6 protein-coding genes are annotated in these 21,558 nt (G+C 63.3%); all 6 read left to right on the top strand.

What is annotated here, in order from left to right; translation table 11 throughout:
* The first annotated feature begins 141 nt into the window (after positions 1 to 141).
* The 6 genes from KIG99_RS14615 to KIG99_RS14590 all read left to right on the top strand — a co-directional run bounded on the left by KIG99_RS14615 (position 142) and on the right by KIG99_RS14590 (position 21,558).
* A complete protein-coding gene (locus KIG99_RS14615; RefSeq protein WP_226460810.1) occupies positions 142 to 10,854 on the top strand; it encodes a calcium-binding protein in 10,713 nt (3,570 codons plus the stop codon).
* 75 nt (positions 10,855 to 10,929) lie between these two features.
* Positions 10,930 to 12,330 carry a tetratricopeptide repeat-containing glycosyltransferase family protein gene (locus KIG99_RS14610; RefSeq protein ID WP_226460809.1) on the top strand — a complete coding sequence of 467 codons (1,401 nt, stop codon included), beginning with the start codon at positions 10,930 to 10,932 and terminating at the stop codon, positions 12,328 to 12,330.
* 20 nt (positions 12,331 to 12,350) lie between these two features.
* Complete coding sequence (locus tag KIG99_RS14605) at positions 12,351 to 14,912, top strand: O-linked N-acetylglucosamine transferase family protein (RefSeq protein WP_226460808.1); 2,562 nt, start codon at positions 12,351 to 12,353, stop codon at positions 14,910 to 14,912.
* Positions 14,896 to 18,426, top strand: coding sequence for an O-linked N-acetylglucosamine transferase family protein (locus KIG99_RS14600; RefSeq protein ID WP_226460807.1), 3,531 nt, complete (start codon positions 14,896 to 14,898; stop codon positions 18,424 to 18,426). The genes KIG99_RS14605 and KIG99_RS14600 overlap by 17 nt, the downstream gene beginning before the upstream one ends.
* On the top strand, positions 18,423 to 20,180 hold the full coding sequence (locus KIG99_RS14595; RefSeq protein WP_226460806.1) for a type I secretion system permease/ATPase: 1,758 nt from the start codon (positions 18,423 to 18,425) through the stop codon (positions 20,178 to 20,180). Before KIG99_RS14600 ends, KIG99_RS14595 begins: the two co-directional genes overlap by 4 nt.
* Positions 20,167 to 21,558, top strand: coding sequence for an HlyD family type I secretion periplasmic adaptor subunit (locus tag KIG99_RS14590; protein WP_226460805.1), 1,392 nt, complete (start codon positions 20,167 to 20,169; stop codon positions 21,556 to 21,558). Before KIG99_RS14595 ends, KIG99_RS14590 begins: the two co-directional genes overlap by 14 nt.

The following is a 21,558-nucleotide window of genomic DNA, read 5'->3' as shown; positions in this document are numbered from 1 at the left end:
TTTTTGCTCGTTCCGATCTTGAAGAATTTTGCGCGAAGAAGCCCTAAAGCTTCTTCGCGTCCTGTCGTTAATGATCGTAATTGCTGTCTGTGCCCATAGTCCCTTGCCGGGTGACTTGATTCGAATCTTGAGAGGTGTGCCATGTCCGTAACCCAAGTAACCATCGTCAATTCCGCCACTGATATTGATGGCATGACCATTGATGGAACAATCAACAGCATCAAGGGCTCTTCCGGACAAGACACGGTAATTCTGGGATCAGGCGGCTCACTCAGCGTCTCCAGCGTCGAAACCATCGTCGGCTCGACCGATGCCGATGCCATCACCCTGCTCAACATCGGCACGGTATCGATCTCCCGAATCGAAACCATCACCGGCTCGGCCGGTTCCAACCAGGTCAACCTGCTCTCCCCGCTCACCGGCAATCTGACCATAGACCTGATTGAAATAGTCGTTGGCACCACCGGCACAGGTGAAACACTGGAGTTGAGTACCAACACCGCCTCGCTCAGCATTTCACGCATCGAAAGCGTGATCGGCAGTACGACCGCTGAAACCGTCACCATGCTCGGCGCCGGCACGCTGAACATCTCCGACGTCGATTCCGTCGTCGGCTCGACCGGCACCGACATCCTGCGCCTGGACGACGCTTCCACCGGACTGGAAATCAGCAGCATTGAAACCGTGATCGGCACCACGGGAACCGATGCAGTCACCCTGGCGACAGCAGGCGCTGTATCCGTCGACAAATTCGAAACAATCGTCAGCACGGCTGGCATCAACACCGTCACCCTGCTCAACGCACTGACCGGAACAGTCAATGTCGATGGCGTGGAAACGCTGATTGGTAGCGGCGGCGCCGACACGGTACAGATCGTCTCCGCCCCGGCCTCGACCATCCGCATCAGCGGCATCGAAAGCATTATCGGCACGACCGGAACCGGCGACATTGTCTACATCACCAGCGCCGGCAACGTTGAAACATCCAGCATCGAAAGCCTGGTTGGCACGACGGCAGTTGAAGTCGTCACCATGGCCTCGGCCCAGACCAACCTTGCCGTTTCGAGCATCGATACCGTCATCGGCTCAACGACGACCGATGGCGTCCAGATGCTCTCCAGCGGCGTTCTCGCCGTCAGCGGCCTCGGCACTGTCATCGGCACGGCGAGCACGACCGACCGCCTCACCCTGCTCGGCGCCAGCGCCGACGTCAGCGTTTCGGCTGTCGACACGATCACCGGCACCGCCGGCGCAGATACCATCACCATGCTGACCAACGGCTCCATCACGCTCTCCGGCGTCGAAAGCCTGATTGGCAGCAGCGGCACCGACACGGTCTATCTGACCGGCAGCGGTGCCATCAACGTTTCCTCGGTTGAAAGCGTGATCGGCACGACGGCTGCAGAAAGCGTCCAGCTCGATACCGCCAGTCTGACGCTGCGGGTTTCCGGCATCGATACCGTGATCGGCACGACCAACACCGATGCGGTCACGATGTTGACTGGCGGCAACCTCAAGATCAGCGATATCGAAACCGTAACCGGCTCCGTCTCGACCACTGACATCGTCACCCTCGACGCCAGCCAGACGATCCTTACTACCGCCAATGTCGAAACCGTGATCGGCAATACCTCAACCGACTCACTGACCCTCTCTGGCGGCGGCAGTGTGGCTGTATCCGGACTGGGCACGGTCAATGGCTCGGCCGGCGCCGACATCATCACCATGATGGCTGGCACCACCAGCCTCTACGTCAGCCTGGTCGATACCGTTATCGGCTCGGCTGGCAGCGATACGGTCAACCTGCGCACGGCAGGCATTCTTGCCATCTCAGGCGTCGAGAGCGTTGTCGGCACCACCGGCCAGGACACCCTGAGCCTGCTCGGCACCAGCGCAGTCGTCAGCATCAGCGACATCGATATCCTGCAGGGTTCGACCGGCAACGACACAGTTACCCTGTCCACCGCGGCCACCATGAGCATTTCCGGCGTTGAATCGCTGATTGGCGGCACCGGCACGGACATCATTACGCTGAACAACGCCGGCAATATCGAACTCAATGGCATCGACACGATCATTGGTTCGGGCGGCAGCGATGCAGTCGTGATGGCCACAACCACGCTGGCAGCTTCTGCCATCGAGAGCATTACCGGCACCGCCGGCACTGACACCCTGACCCTGCTATCCAGCGCCAACGTCGCCATTTCGAAGATTGAAAGCGTCCTCGGCACGAATGACAACGAAGTCCTGACCCTGCTCGGCACCAGCGGCTCGCTGACCGTTTCCGATATCGACACGGTCATTGGCTCTACTGGCCTCGACGCCATCACCATGCTCAATGGCGGCGCACTGACCACTTCGCGCGTTGAAACCGTGATCGGCACGACCGGCAGCGGCGACCTGCTCAACCTGCTCGGTACCGCAACCTCTGTCAAGATCGACAAGATCGAGACCGTCGTTGGCACGACCGGCGCCGACGACATCACCATCACCACCGGCAGCGGCAGCGTCAGCTTGTCGGTCAGCAGCGTCGAAACCGTTATCAGCTCCGGCGCGACGGAAACGCTGACCCTGCTCGCGGCGACGACCCAACTTAAGATTTCCGGCATTGAAACCCTGATCGGCACGGGCAACACCGATGCCGTGACCATGCTCACCAACGGCACACTCAATGTCTCCCAAATCGGCACGGTTACTGGCAGCACCGGCACCGACACACTGGCCCTGAGCGGCGGCGTCGACATCAAGATTTCCCAGATCGAGAGCGTCACCGGCTCGACCAACGTTGATATCGTTCGCCTGCAAACCGCAGCCAGCCTTAACGTTTCCGAAATCGACACGGTCATTGGCACATCCGGTAGCGATGCGATTACGCTGGCCAGCGGCTCGACCACGATCTCGACCTCCTCGGTAGATACGATCACCGGCACCGGCGCCACCGATACCCTGACCCTGCTCAATGCAGGCACGGTCAACATTGATGCCATTGAATCGGTGATCGGCTCAGGCGGCAGCAATATCCTTCGCCTGCAAAATGCCACCAGTCTGACTGTCTCCGCCGTTGAAACCGTACTGGGCTCGGCCGGCAGCGACACCGTCACGCTCAATACCGGCGAGACCATCCGTGTCTCGGCAATCGAATCCCTGGTCGGCACGACTGGTAGCGAAACGGTGATCCTGCTGACCTCGGGCAGCATCAGCATTGACGCCATTGACTCCGTTATTGGCGGCGTTGGCCTGGACAGCGTTACCGTGGTCAATTCCATGACCACACTGAAAATTTCTGGTGTTGAAACCGTCACCGGCGGCACTGGCAGTGACGTCGTCACCATGCTCGGCGCAGGTTCGCTCAAGATCAACCAGGTTGAAACCGTGATGGGTTCAATCAATACCGATATCGTTACGGTCAGCAATGCTGGCGCATTGACGGTATCCGAAGTTGAAACTGTCATCGGTGCCGCTGGCGCCGATCAACTGACCCTGCTCAACCCCGGAACCGTCACCGTCAGCAACATCGAAACCGTAACCGGCACCGCCAGCACCGATGCCGTTATCTTGATGACCGCAGCCGACCTCAAGATTGCCGATGTCGAATCGGTGATCGGCACCACGGGCATCGACCGCGTCACCATGAGCAACGCAGGTTCGCTCGCCATTTCCGCCATCGATACGGTGACCGGTTCGACCGGCGCCGACACGGTCAGTCTGCTCGTCGCCAGCACGACATTGGTCACCTCATCGGTCGAAACCCTGCTTGGCACGGCGAGTGCCGATGCCGTCACGCTGCTCACGGCTGGCGCCATCGCTGCCTCCGACTTCGACACCATTGTCGGCACGGGCGGCGTCGAAACACTGACCATGCTCACCTCGGGCAGCATCAAGATTTCCCAGATCGACAGTGTGCTCGGCACGGAAGGCATCGACATCCTGACTCTGGCAACCGGCGAAACCGTCTCCATTTCCGACGTCGAGACCGTCCTCGGTGCCAGTGGCGTTGATAGCATCACCATGCTGACCTCCGGAACGCTGATTGTCTCTGCCGTTGAATCCGTTACCGGCACGACCGGCAGCGACACCGTCACCATGCTCAACGCCGGCAACATTGCGCTGAGTTCGGTTGATTCGATCCTCGGCACCACCGGCACCGGCGACTCGGTGACCATGCTGACCAGTGGCTCGCTCGCCATTTCCGGCATTGAAACGGTTTCGGGCACGACCGGTACCGAAATCATCACCATGCTGACGCCTTCGACCCTGCTCAAGATCAACGCAATCGATACGGTAATTGGCACCACGGCAAGTTACGACACCGTCACCCTGCTGGCCGCCGGCGCGCTGACCACCAGCAGCGTCGAAACCATCATCGGCACCAGCGGCGCCGACAGCCTTACCCTGACCACGACCGGCAGCGTGCGCGTTTCCCTGATCGACACGGTTACCGGCACCACGGGCACTGAAACCATCAACCTGCTGACCCAGGGCACTGTCCTGATTTCGGCCATCGAAACGGTGGTCGGCTCATCCGGTACCGATATCGTCAAACTGCAGGCGGGCGCCGCTGCGATTTCGACGTCCAGCGTCGAAACCGTCTGGGGCACGACGGCGGCTGACTCGGTCAACATGTTGACGGGCGGCAATCTGGCGATTTCCGATATCGATACGGTCACTGGTTCGATCAGCACGGCCGACTCGCTGACCCTGCTCGTCGCCACCACCAACCTGCAAATCAGCGGCGTCGAGTCGGTGACCGGCACAACCGCTACCACCGACGCGATCACCCTGCTCAACGCGTCGACGGTCAGAGTATCCGACATCGACACCATTACCGGCTCGACCGGCAGTGACGCAGTCATCATGCTGACTGCTGGCACCATCAACATCTCCGGCGTCGAAGCGGTTACCGGCAGTTCCGGCCAGGATATCATTTCCCTGCTGACCGCCTCCGCAGTCCTGCGCGTTTCCAGCATTGAAACCCTGAACGGCACGACCGGCTTTGATGTCGTGACCATGCAGACCGGCGGCCAGATGCGCGTCGACCAGATCGATTCAGTGGTTGGCTCGGGAGGGGCAGACACAATCACCATGGTCAGCACGACCTTGTCTGTACAAAGCGTTGAGTCGGTCGTTGGCACAACGGCCACCACCGATCAACTGACCCTGAACGACGGCACCGCAGTGAGGGTTTCCGACGTAGAAACCGTGTTCGGCACTTACGGCCAAGATAGTGTCACGATGTCGAATGCCGGTACTCTCAAGATCTCCGAAGTCGACACCATCGTTGGAAGCACAGGCAGCGACACGATTACCCTGCTGACAAACGGCGACATTTCTGTCAGCGCCATCGAAACCGTGATCGGCTCGACTGGCACCGACAGCGTGCAGATGCTCAGCGCCACGACCCCGCTCAGCGTCTCGGCCATTGAAACCATTACCGGCTCGACCGGTGCCGATCAACTCACCCTGCTCGGTGGTGGCAGTGTCAGCATCTCGTCCGTTGAAACGCTGACCGGCACCACGGCGACCGATGTCGTCACCGTGCTGACTGCCGGCAATATGGCAATTTCCGCCATCGACACGCTGCTTGGCACGGCCGGTATCGAAACCGTCACCTTGCTGGCAGCCACGACCACACTCAAGATTTCCGACATCGACAGCGTCGTCGGCTCGACCGGCATCGATGCGGTCACCATGCTCAATGCCGGCACCTTGCGCGTCTCCGGCGTCGAAACCCTTACCGGCACCACCGGCACCGAGGTCCTGACACTGGTCACCGCCAACGCCGCTACCGTACAGATTTCCAGCATTGAAACCGTGATCGGCAGCACAGGCGCTGATTCGGTCGCTGTCACCACGGCGGGTTCGCTGTCGATTTCTGCGATTGACACACTGACCGGCACCACCGGCGTCGAAGTTGTCACGCTGCTGACCGCCAGCCCGGGCCTCAAGATCGACAGCATCGACACGCTGATCGGCACCACCGGCGTCGATGCGGTCACCATGCTGACCACCGGCAATCTGTCGATCTCGTCGATCGAAACCCTGGTCGGCACAACCGCTGCTGAAATTGTCACCATGCTGTCCGGGGGCAACCTTGGCGTAAATGCTATTGATAGCGTGATCGGCACGACCGGCACCACCGACATCGTCACACTCCTCTCGGCTGGCTCAGTCAGCATCTCCGGCGTTGATTCCGTACTGGGCACAACCGGTGCCGCCGACACGGTCACCATGCTGACCGCCGGCAACCTGCGGACTTCGGCAATCGAATCGGTGGTCGGCACGACCGGCGTTGAAGTCCTGACGCTGCTTGCCGCAACGACTGCACTGCAGATCGAGAAAATCGACACCGTCATCGGGTCGACCGGTGTCGACGCCCTGACCATCACGGATGGCGTTGCCCTCTCCGTTTCCGCCGTTGAAACGGTTTCCGGATCGACTGCGACGGATGTACTGCAACTGCTTACCGCCAGCACCACCTTGAAGATTTCCGACATCGACACCGTGATCGGCGCCGCCGGTACCGACATCGTCACCATGCTCAAAGCCGGTACGCTCAGCGTATCCGCCGTTGAATCCGTGGTCGGCAGCACCGGCACCGACCTTGTCAACATGGCTACCGCCGGCAGCCTTTCTGTCTCGCGAGTCGAGACCGTCACCGGCAGCACCGGCACCGACGTATTGACCATGGCCTTCTCCGGCAGCATGGCGGTATCGGATATCGAAACAGTGCTCGGCACCGTCGCTCCCAATGCGGTCACCATGCTCAACGGCAACATTGCCGTTTCCGGCATCGATACGGTGATCGGCACCACCGGCAGCACCGACCAGGTCAGCCTGCTCGCCGCCTCGACCGCCTTCAAGATTTCCGGTGTCGAAACGCTGATCGGCTCAGCCGGCAGCGATGCCGTTACCCTGCTCGCCGCGGCTCAACTCCAGGTTTCGGATATTGAAACCGTGCTCGGCAGCACAGGCACCGACGTGATTACCCTGGCAACAGCCTCCATCCTGCTCAAGGTTTCCGGTATCGAAACACTGGTTGGCTCGACCGGGACAGATGCGGTCACCATGCTGGCCGCCGGCAACCTCAACGTTTCGGTGATCGAAAGCATCACCGGCAGCACGGGCACAGATGTCGTCACCATGCTGACCACCGGCAGCCTCTCGGCTTCGGCTATCGAAACCCTGATCGGCACCACGGGTGGTCAGGAAAGCGTCAGCCTGCGCGGCGCAGGTGCTCTGAAGGTATCCGATATCGACACGCTGATCGGCGGCACCGGCGCTGATATTGTCACCCTGCTCGCCGCCCATACCCAGTTCAAGGTATCGGGCATCGAGACGGTAATCGGCACGGCAGGCACCACCGATGGTGTGGTTCTGCTGGCTGCCCAGACCAACCTGGCGGTTTCCGACATCGAAACGGTGATCGGCACCACCGGCAGCACCGATATCGTCAGGATTCTCGGCGCCTCGACCACCATGCAGATTTCCGGCGTCGAATCCGTCATTGGTACCGCTGCCGTTGAATCGGTCACCCTGTTGGGCGCCTCGGGCGAAGTCAGGGTCAGTGGCGTCGAATATGTGACCGGCACCACCGGCACCGATGTGGTGACTCTGGGCACGGCCGGCGCCGTCTGGGTTTCCAGTGTCGAAACCGTCATCGGCAGCATCGGCGCCGACGCGGTCAAGATGCTGACCCCGGGCACCCTGAGTATCAGCGGCTTTGAAACGCTGGCCGGCACCACCGGTACGGCGGATACGGTCACTCTGCTCGCCGCAGCAACCAGCCTGCGCGTCACCGGTATCGAAAGCCTGCTCGGCTCAACCGGTATCGACATCATCACCATGCTGGAAACCGGCCTCAAGGTATCCGACATCGAAACCCTGATCGGCACCACCGGTACCGACACGGTCACCATGCTGGTCGCCGATGCGGTTTCCATCTCGGTCATCGAATCGGTCGTCGGTTCAACCGGCACCGATGTCGTCACCATGCTGACCACGAGCGGCCTGACTACAGCATTGAAGGTCAGCGATGTGGAAAGCGTGATCGGCACCATCAGCCTGACCGATGCAGTGACTCTGGACGAAACCTCGGCTGTCAGCATCAGCGTCGGCGCCATTGAGAAAATCACTGGCACCACGGCCAGCGGCGACCAACTGACCCTGCTTTCTGCCACCGCAAGCCTGCAGGTAAGTCAGATCGAAACCGTGATCGGCTCCTCTGGTGCCGACGCGATCACCCTCCTGGGCACGGACAGCATTGCCATCAGCACCTCGCGCGTTGAAACCGTGATCGGCACCACCGGCAGCGGCGACGTCCTGACCGTCCTTGATGCCAATGCAGTCCGTGTTTCCCGGATCGAAACCGTCATTGGCACCACGGCTAACGAAACGGTCACCATGCTGACCGGCGGCAGCATCACGCTTTCCGGCGTCGATACGGTGATCGGCACCGTAGGCACGACCGACAGCGTATCTCTGACCGGCGCCTCCGCTACTGTCAGCATCTCTGCCATCGAGACAATCAGCGGCACCACTGGCACGGACATTGTCAGCATGCTTTCTGCCGGCACACTGAAGGTCGCCGGCACAGCAGTTGAATCCATCGTTGGTACGGTCGGAATCGACATCCTCAACCTGACCGCACTGGCCTCGGCCACGGTGAGCGTATCGAGGATCGAGACAGTGCTCGGCACCACCGGTGCCGATGCCGTGACCATGCTCGCTACCGGCTTGCTGGCGGCATCCTCGGTCGAAACAGTGACCGGCACCACGGGTGTCGAAGCAGTGACCCTGCTCGGCGGTGGCAACGTCAATGTATCCGACATCGAAACGGTAACCGGCAGTACCGGCGCCAACGTCGTCACCCTGCTCAATGCCGACAACATCAAGCTGTTCGGCATCGAAACGGTTGTCGGCTCGACCGGCTCCGACATCGTCACCCTGCTTGCCGCCAGCACCAACCTCAACAGCAGCGCCGTCGAAACACTGATCGGCACGGCCAGTGCGGACGGCGTAACCCTGCTTGGCGCGGGCGGAACGGTGAATGTATCGTCCTTCGAAACAGTGACCGGCACGACCGGCACCGACGTCCTGCAATTGCTGACCGCCGGCAGTGTCAAGGTGTCTCTGATTGAAACCGTGGTCGGCTCCAGCGGCATTGATGTCGTCACCCTGGCAGGAGCGGGTACGGTTTCGGTTTCCCTGGTCGATACCGTCATCGGGACGACATTTGCCGACCAGGTCACGCTTCTCGGCACCAGCAGCAATCTCAGGGTCAGTGCCATCGACTCGGTGCTTGGCACAACGGGTACCGATATCGTTACCCTGCTTGCCGCCAGTACCACCGTCAAGGTTTCGGCAGTCGAAACGTTCATTGGCTCGGTCGGTATCGATGCCCTGACCCTGAACAGCACCGATGCAATCTCGATCAATGGTGTCGAAACGCTGATCGGCAGCGCCGGCACCAACGTCGTTACCCTGCTCACCGCCGCAGCAATCAAGGTCAGTGCAGTAGAAACACTGATCGGCTCGGCCGGCCTCACCGACAACGTCACACTTCTGGCTGCGGGGACACTGGCTGTCTCCGGGATTGAGTCCGTAACCGGCGCCTCCGGCACCGATATCGTGACCATGCTGGCCGGTGGCAACCTCGGCATTTCTCTGGTCGAAACAGTCATCGGCAGTACCGGTCTGGACATCGTCCGCTTGCTGACCGCCTCGGCGGGCCTGACCATCGGCGGTGTCGAAACCTTAGTCGGCTCGGCCGCCCTGACTGATACCGTCACCTTGTCGGCAGCGATCACCGACCTGCAGATCAACGGTATCGAAACCCTGACCGGTTCGGCTGGCGTCGATGTGGTCAAGATGATGGCGGCCGGCAGTATTTCGGTCTCCGATGTCGATACCCTGCTCGGTTCGATCGGTATTGATACTGTCACCATGCGCACCAGTACGCTGACCATCTCCGACATTGAAACCCTCACCGGCACGGCTGGCACCAGCGACCGGATCACGATGCTGACGACCGATGCGCTCAGCCTGAGCGCGATCGAATCGGTGATCGGTACCACCGGGGCGGATTCCATCACCCTGCGCGCCTCCGGTACGCTGAGCGTGAGTTCGGTTGAAACCGTCATTGGCTTCACCGGTACGGATGTCGTCACCATGCTGGCCGGTGGTGCGATCAAGGTGTCGCTGGTCGAAACGGTGACTGGCACCGCCGGAACCTCCGACTCGCTGACCCTGCTGTCGGCCGGTACGGTAACGGCCGGTGGTTTCGAGACGGTGATTGGTTCTGGCGGGCTGACTGACAACCTGATCATCAGCGGTGCCGGTGGCGCCATCTCGACCTCCAGTGTTGAAACAATCACTGGCTCGGGTTCGACCGATACCCTGACCCTGCTGGCAGGCGGCACCTTCCGGATCGGCGGCGTGGAGACCATCATCGGCACCAGCGGTGCAGAAAGCATCACGCTGACCGGTGCGGTGGCAACCAACGTCACCGGCGGTACCGGCGCGGATATCTTCGTCGCCAACGCCAGCGCGGCAGATACCTTCGTCTTCGGCGCCCTCGCCCACTCCGGCATTGGTGCAGCAGCCGACACCATCACTGGCTTCGTGCATGGCACCGACAAGCTGGACTTCACCGACATCGTGGCCAGCCTGACCTTCAAGGGGATTACCGCCTTTACCGGCACCCTGGGAGGACCGGAAGCCCGTCTGACGGCAGCCACCTCGGCCGCCGGTGTCGCCACCATCCTGCAGATTGACAAGGACGGTAACGGCACGGTGGATATGGAAGTGAAGCTGGTCGGTTTGACCACGACGCTAAGTCAGGCTGACTTCGTCTAAGTCGTCAGAATCAGCGGCGAATGCGTTAATCTTGGGGCCGTCCGATCCGGACGGCCCTTTTTCATCTGATTATCGATGCAGCAAACAGAACCGACCGCGCAATCCGTGCTTGACGCAATCCAGCCCCTGCTGGAACGCCTGGCATCGCTGGAGGCGCCGGAAAGCTTCGTCTGCACATGGCTGAAAACCCTGGCACTCCCGGCGGAAACCCTGCTCGCGCTGGGCGCCGCCCTGATCGGCAAGGGCGCAAATGAAGCGGCCTGTGCCGTCTTTGCCGAAACGGTCCGCCGCCATGCCGACAACCCGGTCGCCCGGCACAATCACGGGGTTGCCCTGCAACTGCTCGGCAGCTTCGACGAAGCAGCAACAGCATTCCGCCAGGCTGCGGCGTTGCAGTCACCCGAGCAGGGCATCGCCAGCCTTTCTGCCGAAGGCGTTGTCCTGCGCCAGGCCGGACAACTCGATGCTGCCGAGCAACTGTTGCGCCAGGCCTGCGCCCTTGGCCAGGACACGCCGGACATCCGCTGGAACCTGGCATTGACCCTGCTCAATGCCGGCAAGTTTGGCGCTGCCTGGCCGCTCTATGAAAGCCGTTACGAACGCCCGGACAAGCCGTCCTGGGCGATCATGGACGAGACGCAATGGCCGATGTGGCGCGGCGAACCGCTGGCCGGCAAGCGTCTGCTGGTGGTCGGGGAACAAGGACTGGGCGACCAGATCCAGTTTTCCTCATTGCTGCCGCTGGTCGCGGCCCAGGCGAAAGAAGTCGAGATGCTGGTTTCGCCCGGACTGCCGCAGCTGTTTGCCGGACTGCCCGGCCTCAAGGCTGTGCATGCGGCACGGCCGCGCCATCTCGATTTCGATTACTGGGTTTATCTGCTTTCGCTGCCCCTGCACCTTGGTCTCGACACGCCGGCGAAGCTGGCCCCCGGCCCGACGCCTTTTACGGTCGACGCCGTTTTAGCAGCAAAATTCGCGGCGCGCCTCGCCGCCGTCGCCGGCGGGCGCCTCAAGGTCGGTCTGGTCTGGGCCGGCAACCCGGTGCATGCCAATGACCGTTTCCGCTCGATGCAACTCGACCAGCTCGCGCCGCTTCTCGCGCTCGACGTCTGCTGGGTCAGCCTGCAGCGCGACCTGCCGGCGCGCGATCAAAACAGTCCCTGGCTGCCGCGCCTGGAAAACCTCGCTCCGGAACTGAGCAGCATGGCCGACACCGCGGCCGCCCTGAGCCAGCTCGACCTGCTGATCAGCATCGACTCGGCACCAGCCCACCTCGCCGCCAGCCTGAACCTGCCGACCTGGATGTTCCTGCCGCAAAATGTCGACTGGCGCTGGCCGCGCGATGGCGAGACGACCTTCTGGTACCCGACAATGCGCCTTTTCCATCAGACCCGCCTGGGCGACTGGGCCGCGCCGCTTGCCGACATGCGCAAGCAACTCGCCCGCCTCAGCACAACGCCACCGATTTCCCGATGAGCAAAGCCAAAGATAGCGTAGTGAAACAGCTGAATGCCGCGATGCAGGCCTTCTCGGCCGGCCGCATCGAGGAAGCCGGCAAGCTGGCCGGGCAACTGGTTGCCAGCCAGCCGAAACTGGCCGATGGTCACCACCTGCTCGGCCTGGTCGCGCGCAAGCAGAACCGCATCGACGATGCCTGCCGGCACTACAGCCGGGCCAATGAACTTGCCGACTCACCGGCCGCTAGCGCCGTCGTGCTCGGCAACTGGGGCAATGCCCTGCTCGCCGCCGAGCGCAACAGCGAGGCCGAAGCCTGTTTCGCCCAGGCCCTGCAACTCAATCCGGACAATCCGCAGGCGGCGATCGGACGCGGCGACGCACTGCGCCGCCTGAGCCGTCTGGAAGAGTCGGAACAGGTGTTGCGCGCCGTGCTTGCCGCCGATCCGGCCAGCACCACCGCCTGGGTCAACATCGGCGCCACCCTGCAGGCGCGTGGAAAGATCGGCGAAGCGGCCGAAGCCAACCGCAACGCGATCCGCCTCGACCCGCAGGCCGCGGTCGCCTATTACAACCTCGGCGGCCTGCTCATGGATGCCGGCCAGAACGGTGAAGCCCTGCACAACCTGAGCGAGGCCGTGCGCATCGATCCGGACTATGCCGACGCTGCGGCCTCGCTGCTGCGTCTGTCCCAGTCGCTGTGCGCCTGGGATATTTCCGAACCGCTCGAAGAGAAAGCCCGCCAGCGCGTGCGCCAGGGCGGTACGGTATTTCCGTTCGCCTTCCTCGCCATCCCGGCAACGCGCGAAGAACAGCAGCAATGCGCCCGCTCGTGGGCACAACGCCGCTACGGTTCGGTGCAGCCATTTTTGCCCGTTTCCAGCGGTCGACCGGTAAAAACGGGCAAATTGCGCATCGGCTACCTGTCATCCGACTTTCACGACCACGCCACCGCCTACCTGATGGCCGAAGTCTTCGAACTGCACGACAAGCGGCACTTCGAACTGTTCGCCTATTCGAGTGGCCCGGACGATGGCGGCAAGATGCGCCAGCGCCTCAAGCAGGCCTTTGATCATTTCAGCGAAATCGGGCGCCTCACCGACGAGGCCGCGGCACGCCAGATACAGGCCGACGGCATCGACATCCTGGTCGACCTCAAGGGCTACACCCGCGACTCGCGCACCGGCATTCTCGCCTGGCGGCCGGCGCCGGTGCAGGCGCAGTATCTCGGCTATCCGGGCACGCTCGGCGCCGGCTTCGTCGATTACGTGATCACCGACGCCATCGTCACGCCACCGGAGCATCTCGCCGCCTACGACGAAGCCGCCGCCTACCTGCCCGGCAGCTACCAGTGCAACGACCGCCAGCGCCCGCTCGGCAACAAGCCGGGCCGCTCCGCCTGCGGCCTGCCGCCAAGCGGCCTCGTCTTTTGCTGCTTCAACCACACCTACAAGATCCGCCGTGAAGTCTTTGCCGTCTGGTGTCGCCTGCTCCAGGCCCTGCCCGACAGCGTACTGTGGTTGCTGCGCTCGAACCCGGAAGCCGAAGCCAACCTGCGTGCCGCCGCGGAGGCAGCCGGCATTTCCGGCCAGCGCCTGATCTTCGCGCCGGTCGCGCCGCTCGCCGAGCACATCGCGCGCATCGGCGAAGCCGATGTCTTTCTCGACACGCAGCCGTACAATGCGCACACCACGGCCAGCGATGCGCTGTGGGCCGGTGTGCCGGTGGTAGCCTGGCAGGGCGACAGTTTTCAATCGCGCGTCTCGTCCAGCCTGCTCAGTGCAGTCGGCCTGCCGGAACTGATCGCGCACGATGCTGACAGCTATTTCGCGCGCGTCATGCAACTGGCCACCGATCCGGCCTGGCGCGGCGAAGTCGCTGCCCGGCTGGTCGCGGCACGCAGCAACAGTCAATTGTTCGACTCCCGGGCCTTCACCCGGGATCTGGAAGGTTTGTACCGGGCCATGCAGGCCCGCCATGAAAAAGGACAGGCGCCGGCGACGATTCACCCGCTGCCCGCCGACGAGGAGGCATCACCCGTGCAGGATTACCGCGAACTGCTGATCGGCGCAGGCTCCAGCCGCGTCAAGAAACTGGCCGCCAACGGCCGCCAGGACTGGCACAACCTGACCACACTCGACATCAATGCCGACCACAAGCCAGACCTGGTCTGGGACCTGACGCAACTGCCGCTGCCCTTCGAGGACAACAGCTTCGACGAGATCCACGCCTACGAAGTGCTCGAACACACCGGCCAGCAGGGCGACTACAAGTTCTTCTTCGCGCAGTTCGCCGAACTGTGGCGCATCCTGCGACCGGGCGGCCTGCTCATCGGCACCTGCCCGTCACGCCATTCGCCGTGGGCCTGGGGTGATCCCTCACACACCCGCGTCATCCAGCCGGAAAACTTCATCTTCCTCGATCAGGCGCAGTACATCGCCCAGGTCGGACGCACCGCGATGAGCGATTTCCGCTACATTTTCAAGGCGGATTTCAGCACCGCCTTCAGCCAGGACGACAACACCACCTTCTCGTTCGCCCTCAAGGCGATCAAGCCCTCCCGTTACCAAGCGCCCAACGCCCCGGATGCCAGCACCCATTGACGACAGCCTGCTGACCGCGGCACTCGCCGGGTACGAGCAAAAGGAATACGCCCAGGCCGCCGCCCTGGTCGCCAGCTACATGCAGGTCGACAGCAGCCGGGCCGACGCCTGGACGCTGTGCGGCATGCTCCGCAAGGCGCAGGGCGACATCACCGGCGCCCGCGACGCCTACCTGCAGGCGATTGCGCGCTCGCCCGACTATGCCGACGCACATACCAACCTGGCCAATCTCGAACGCTGGGAAGGTTCGCCCGACGAGTCGCTGGCGCATTACCTGATCGCCTTCAAGCTGCGCCCGAACAGCGGTGCCGCCAACAATATCGGCTGCGTGCTCTCCGACCTCGGCCGCTTCGCCGAAGCCGTGCAATGGCACGACAAGGCGCTCGAACTCGAGGCCGGCGCCGCCGACCCGCAATGGGACCGCGCCCTCGCCCTGCTTGCCGGCGGTCGCTACAAGGAAGGCTTTGCCGGCTACGAATCGCGCTTTTTGCGCCGTCTGCCGGTGCCGCGCGAATTCACGCGACCGCGCTGGAACGGCGAGCCGCTCGCCGGCAAGACCATCCTGCTCTATTGCGAACAAGGTTACGGCGATGCGCTGCAGTTCCTGCGCTTCGTACCCTGGGTCGCGGCGCGCGGCGGCCGGGTCGTGCTCGAAGTCCTGCCCCCGCTCGCCCGCCTGGTGGCCCGGCTGCCGGGTGTCGCACAAGTCATCCCGATGGGCGAGGCCTTGCCGCCTTTTGATTGCCAGCTCTCGGTGATGAGCCTGCCGCATGTGCTGCAGCTCGAACTCGCCGGCGTTCCCGGCCTGCCCTACCTGAGCGCCCCGAATCCCGGCGCCGCCGCCAGCCGCCTGAACGAGCTGGCCGGCGATCCGGCTGCGCTCAAGGTCGGCATCGTCTGGGCCGGCAACCCCGGCGTCAAGAACGACCGTTTCCGTTCGCCGCGCCTCGACGTACTGCGCCCGTTGTGGGACCTGCCCGGCGTGCGCTTCTTCGGCCTGCAGAAGGGCGACGGTCGCAACGACCTGCGCCCGACCGACCCGATCATCGATCTCGACCAGGAAATCCAGGACTTCACCGACACCGCCAACTACATCATGGCGCTCGACCTGGTCATCACCTCCGACACCTCGGTCGCCCATCTTGCCGGCGCCCTCGGCAAGCGCGTCTGGGTCATGCTCATGCATGTCGCCGACTGGCGCTGGCTGGGCACGCCGACGCGCAGTTACTGGTATCCATCGGCCCGCCTGTTCCGCCAGACGAGCAGCGGCGACTGGGGCAGCGTCAGCCGCGCCCTGCATAGCGAATTGCAGGCTCTGCTCGCCAATCGCCAAGCCACCCACCCGGTCGTCATGGATGCGCTGGACGCTCACCAACAGGGCGATGGCACGCGCGCCGGCCTGCTGATCGAACGCGCCCTCGACCACGAAACGCGGCGCCCGGACATCTGGACGCTGTACGGCATGATCTGCCGGCGCGAAGGCAACACCCTCTGCGCCCAGGCTGCCTATCAGGAAGCCCTGCGCCTCAAACCCGATTTCCACGATGCGCTGTGCAATCTCGGCAACCTGCACAAGGATGCCGGCCGCATCGCCGCGGCACGCGACTGCTACGCCGCGGCGCTCGCCAAGGAACCGAAGCACCTCGCCGCGCTGCGCGAGCTTTCCGATGTCGAGCGCCAGCTCGGCCGACCGGACGTAGCGGTCGACATGGCAAAAACGGCACTTTCCATGATGCCCGGCAACCCGGCACTGCTCAACAATCTGGGGGCCGCCCTGTCGGAACTCGGCCGCCACAACGAAGCCGAAGCCGCCCTCGTCGAAGCGCTGGCGGCCGATCCGCAGCATATCGAGTCGGAATACAACCTCGGCGTCCTGCAGCACAAACAGGGACGCGACAACGAAGCGGTTGCTCACTTCCAGGCAGTTCTCGCGCGCAGCCCGGGGCATTCGCGCGCCAGCTACAACCTCGGCGTGGTTTATCAGGGGCTGGGCGACTTCCCGGCGGCCGAAGCCGCCTACCGCCGTGCCATCGAGATCGACCCGAACTACTTCAGCGCGCTGTTCAACCTCGGCGCGCTCTACGGCTTTACCGGCCGCTTTGCCGAGGCACTCGCCTGCGAACAGCGCTGCCTGGCGCTCAATCCCAGCCATCTCGGCGCCCGCGCCGAAGCCCTGCACCTGTCGATGAAATTCTGCGACTGGCAGCAGGTGCTGCCGGAAGCCCGCCACCTGGTCGAACACATGGCGCCGGATGGCAATCTGCAAGCCGAGATTCCGCCCTTCGTGCTGCTCTCGCTACCGGTCGACATCCCGGAAAGCCTGCAATTGGTCGCCGCCAGACGCAGTGCCGCCAACCTGGCCAAGGGAATTTTGCCCTTTACGCCGCGTCGACCGGTACACCGCAGCAAACTGCGCATCGGCTACGCCTCCAGCGACTTCCACGACCACGCGACGATGCACCTGATGCGCGGCCTGTTCAAGCTGCACGACCGCAGCCGCTTCTCCATCCACGCCTATTCGTGGGGACCGGACGATGGCAGCCACTATCGCCGGCAGGCCCTGCACGACATCGAGCACTTCAACGAGCTGCGCGGTCAGGGCGCCGCGGCCATCGCGCAGCGCATCCACGACGACGAAATCGACATCCTGATCGACCTCAAGGGCTACACGCGCGACTGCAAAAGCGAGATTTTCGCCTTCCGCCCGGCACCGGTGCAGGTCCAGTATCTCGGCTATCCGGGCAGCATGGGCGCCGATTTCATCGACTGGATCATCACCGACCGCATCGTCACGCCACCCGCCGCGCAGGCTGCCTATTCGGAAAAGTTCGCCTATCTGCCGCACTGCTACCAGGTCAATGACCGCGAGCAGGACATCGCCGAACCGCAACCGACGCGCGCCGCCTGCGGCCTCCCGGAAAGCGGCGTGGTGTTCACCTGCTTCTGTACGCATTACAAGATCGACCCGCTGATCTGGACGCGCTGGATGAACATCCTCAAGGCCGTGCCGGACAGCGTGCTCTGGCTGTGCGCCGGCCAGGTCCAGACCGAAGCCAACCTGCGCCGCGAGGCGGCGGCACAGGGCGTCGCCCCCGAACGTCTGGTGTTCGGCAAGATCATGCCCAAGGCGCAGCATCTGTCGCGCCTGCGCCACGCCGACCTCTTTCTCGATACCTACTGGTACAACGGCCACACAACGGCGAGCGATGCGCTGTGGGCCGGCGTTCCCGTCCTCACCCTCCCCGGCGAGCGCTTTGCCTCGCGGGTCGGCGCCAGCCTGGTCAGCGCGGTCGGCATGCCGGAGATGATCGCCGGCGATTTCGATCATTACGAAGCACTCGCCATCGAACTCGGCCGCCAGCCGCAACAACTCGCCGATTTACGGCAAAAACTGGCGGCCAACCGCCTGACGACGCCGCTTTTCGACACCGCCGGCTTTGTCCGCGATATCGAGGCGCTGTACACCGACATCTGGGCTGACGCCTGCGCCGGCGATAAGAAAGATCACGCATGAGCCAAGCACAAAAGACACCGGGCAGCCCCCTGCTCGCCTCGCCGCTGATCGCGGCCCTCTGGGAAATGCGCTCGACACTGGTTTCGGTGTTCGCCTTCTCGCTGGTCATCAATTTCCTGATGCTGGCACCGTCGCTGTACAGCCTGCAGGTCTACGACCGGGTGCTGACCAGCCGCAACATGACGACCCTGCTCATGCTGAGCCTGATCACGCTGTTTCTCTTTGGCGTGCTCAGTCTGATCGAATGGTCGCGCAGCCGCATCATGGTTCGTGTCGGCGTGCGTCTCGACCATGTGCTCGGCAAACGCCTGCTCGCCGCCGCGCATCGCCTGAACATCGACCAGGGCAGCAGCGCCGGCCGCTCGCTGCTCGGCGACCTGTCGAAAATCCGCTACTTCCTGACCGGCCCGGCCATGCTCGCCGCCCTCGACGCGCCCTGGGTGCCGATCTACTTTGTCGTCACGATGATGCTGCACCCCTGGCTCGGCCTGATTGCCCTGGTCAGCGCCGTCATCCTGTCGATCCTGACCTATGTCACCGAACTGCTGACCCAGCATCCGCTATCACGCGCCAACGCGCACGCCCATGAAGCCAGGAAGATCAGCGACGTCAATCAGCGCAACGGCGAAGTGGTCGAGGCGATGGGCATGCTGCCCGCCCTGACCGGGCGCTGGCAGGCCGCCCAGGATGGCCATCTCTACGAACAGGCCCGCGCCAGCGACCGCGCCGCGCATGTCTCGTCCTTCACGCACTTCTTCCGCCTGCTGCAGCAGGGCCTGATTCTCGGCGCCGGCGCGATGCTCGCCGTCGACGGCTCGCTCACGCCCGGCGGTATGATCGCCGGCTCCATCCTGGCCAGCCGCATGATGCTGCCGATCGAGCAACTGATCGCCTCCTGGCGGCAATGGATCGACGCGCACGAAGCCTGGAAGCGGATCGACCATGCCTTGTCACTGCCCGAACCCGGCTTTTCCGGCGTCAAGCTGCCGGCACCGAAGGGCGAGATTTTCCTCGAAAACGTCTATGCCGGCCCGCCCGGCTCGACCACTCCGACGCTCAAGAACATCACCCTGCGCATTCCGGCCGGCGCCAGCGTTGCCGTGGTCGGCGCCAGCGCCGCCGGCAAGTCGTCGCTGCTGCGTGTTCTGGCTGGTGTCTGGAAGCCGCTCAACGGCCTCGTCCGCATCGACGGCGCCGACATGCAGCACTGGCCGCGCGCCGACCTCGGCCCGCATATCGGCTATCTGCCGCAGGACGTCGAACTGTTCGACGGCACGGTCGCCGAAAACATCTGCCGCCATGGCGAGCTGAACAGCGAGGCCATCCTCGCCGCTGCCTCGGCTGCCGGCGTCGACGACATCATTCGGCGTCTGGCGCAGGGTTATGGCACGCCAGTCGGCAGCGGCGGCACCTTCCTGTCCGGCGGCCAGCGCCAGCGCATCGGCCTGGCCCGTGCTCTGTACGGCACGCCGGCCCTGGTCTTTCTCGATGAACCGAATGCCAACCTCGACGAGGCCGGCGAACTCGCGCTCGATGGAGCGCTCAAGCTGGCCCACGAACGCGGCCAGACCATCGTCCTGGTCAGCCATCGCCCGAATGCGATCCGCAACTGCGACCTGATCCTGATGCTGCAGGATGGCCAGGTGGCGCTGTTCGGCCCGCGCGACCTCGTGCTGCAGAGCCTGGCCAATGCTTCCGCCAAGACCCTGCCCCAGCAACCGCCTGCCGTGGAAAATGGCCATGCGCCCCAGTAAATCTCCCCTTCGCCGTTTCCTGCAACAACTGCGCATCGCCTTCAAGGGCTTCATCTTCCCGCGCGTGAAAAACATCGATCCAGCACTCGACGACTGGGAAAATCCGCGCCAGGCGATGAATCTGGGCCGCAACATCATCATCTTCGGCTTCGGCGGCTTCCTGCTCTGGGCCTTTTTCGCCCCGCTGGAAGAAGGTGTCGTGGCGAGCGGCTCGGTGGCCGTGGAATCCAAACGCAAGACCGTCTCCCACCTGACCGGCGGCGTCGTTGCCAGCATCCGCGTCAAGGAAAACCAGGGGGTCAAGGCCGGCGACATCCTCGTCACCTTTGAAGACGTTCAGGCCAAGGCCGCGCTGGACACCATACTGCAGCAATATGTTGCCGCGGCGGTGCGCCTCGCCCGCCTGAAGGCCGAGCAAAGCCAGGGCAGCAGCATCCAGTACCCGGAGGAGATCAGGACCTACTTTGCCGAGCCCTGGGGCAAGGAACTGGTCAGCGCGCAGGAACATCTCTTCAAGACCCGCAAGCTGGCCCTCGACAACGAACAGGCGATCTACGGCCAGAATCTCGCCGCCCTCGACAAGCAATTGCAGGGCACCCGCCAGCAACTGACTGCACGCACCCAGCAATCGGGCTTCCTGCAACAGGAAATCGACGGCATGCGCGGCCTGGTTGCCGAAGGCTACGCGTCGCGCAACCAGTTGCTCGCCCAGGAACGCACCCAGGCCGAACTGTCCAGCGTGACCAGCGAACTGCAGGCCAGCATTGCCAAAAACGCCAGCCAGGCGGCCGAGATCCGCTTGCGCCAGTTGCAGTTGCGCCAGGACTTCCTGCGCGATGTCGAAGCGCAACTGGTCGAGGCCCAGCGCGACCAGTCGGCACTGAGCGAACGCCTCAAGGCAGTGCGCGATGAATATGCGCGTACGGTCGTCCGTGCCCCGGCCGACGGCCAGGTGGTCTCGCTGCAGACCCAGACCATCGGCGGCATCGTCGGCCCCGGCGGACGCATTCTCGAAATCGTACCGCAAGGCGATGCACTGCTGCTCGATGTGCAGGTGCAGCCGGGCATGGTCAATCGCATTCATCCCGGGCAGGCCACCGATATCCGCATCAATGCCTTCTCCGACCGGCCGCAACTGGTGGTCGAGGGCCGGGTCAGCTCGGTTTCCTCCGACCGCCATACCGATCCGCTAACCGGCCTGCCCTACTTCCTTGCCCGCGTCGAAGTCACGCCGGAAGGTCTGAAAGAACTCGGCAGCCACCATCTGCATCCGGGCATGCCGGTCGATGTCATCATCAAGGCAGGCGAACGCACCTTTGCCGCCTACCTGATGAAGCCGCTGACCCTGCGCATGTTCTCGGCGCTGCGGGAACCCTGA

The organism is Quatrionicoccus australiensis, assembly GCF_020510425.1.
GTDB classification, from domain to species: Bacteria; Pseudomonadota; Gammaproteobacteria; order Burkholderiales; family Rhodocyclaceae; genus Azonexus; species Azonexus australiensis_A.
The sequence above is the reverse complement of the archived record's forward strand: the minus strand, read 5'-3'. Positions and strand labels throughout refer to the sequence as shown.

Excerpts from the sequence above, each read along its gene's own strand:
- KIG99_RS14590 (WP_226460805.1), top strand. The coding sequence starts at position 20,167 with ATGCGCCCCAGTAAATCTCCCCTTCGCCGTTTCCTGCAACAACTGCGC.
- KIG99_RS14595 (WP_226460806.1), top strand. The coding sequence starts at position 18,423 with ATGAGCCAAGCACAAAAGACACCGGGCAGCCCCCTGCTCGCCTCGCCG.
- KIG99_RS14600 (WP_226460807.1), top strand. The coding sequence starts at position 14,896 with ATGCCAGCACCCATTGACGACAGCCTGCTGACCGCGGCACTCGCCGGG.
- KIG99_RS14610 (WP_226460809.1), top strand. The coding sequence starts at position 10,930 with ATGCAGCAAACAGAACCGACCGCGCAATCCGTGCTTGACGCAATCCAG.
- KIG99_RS14615 (WP_226460810.1), top strand. The coding sequence starts at position 142 with ATGTCCGTAACCCAAGTAACCATCGTCAATTCCGCCACTGATATTGAT.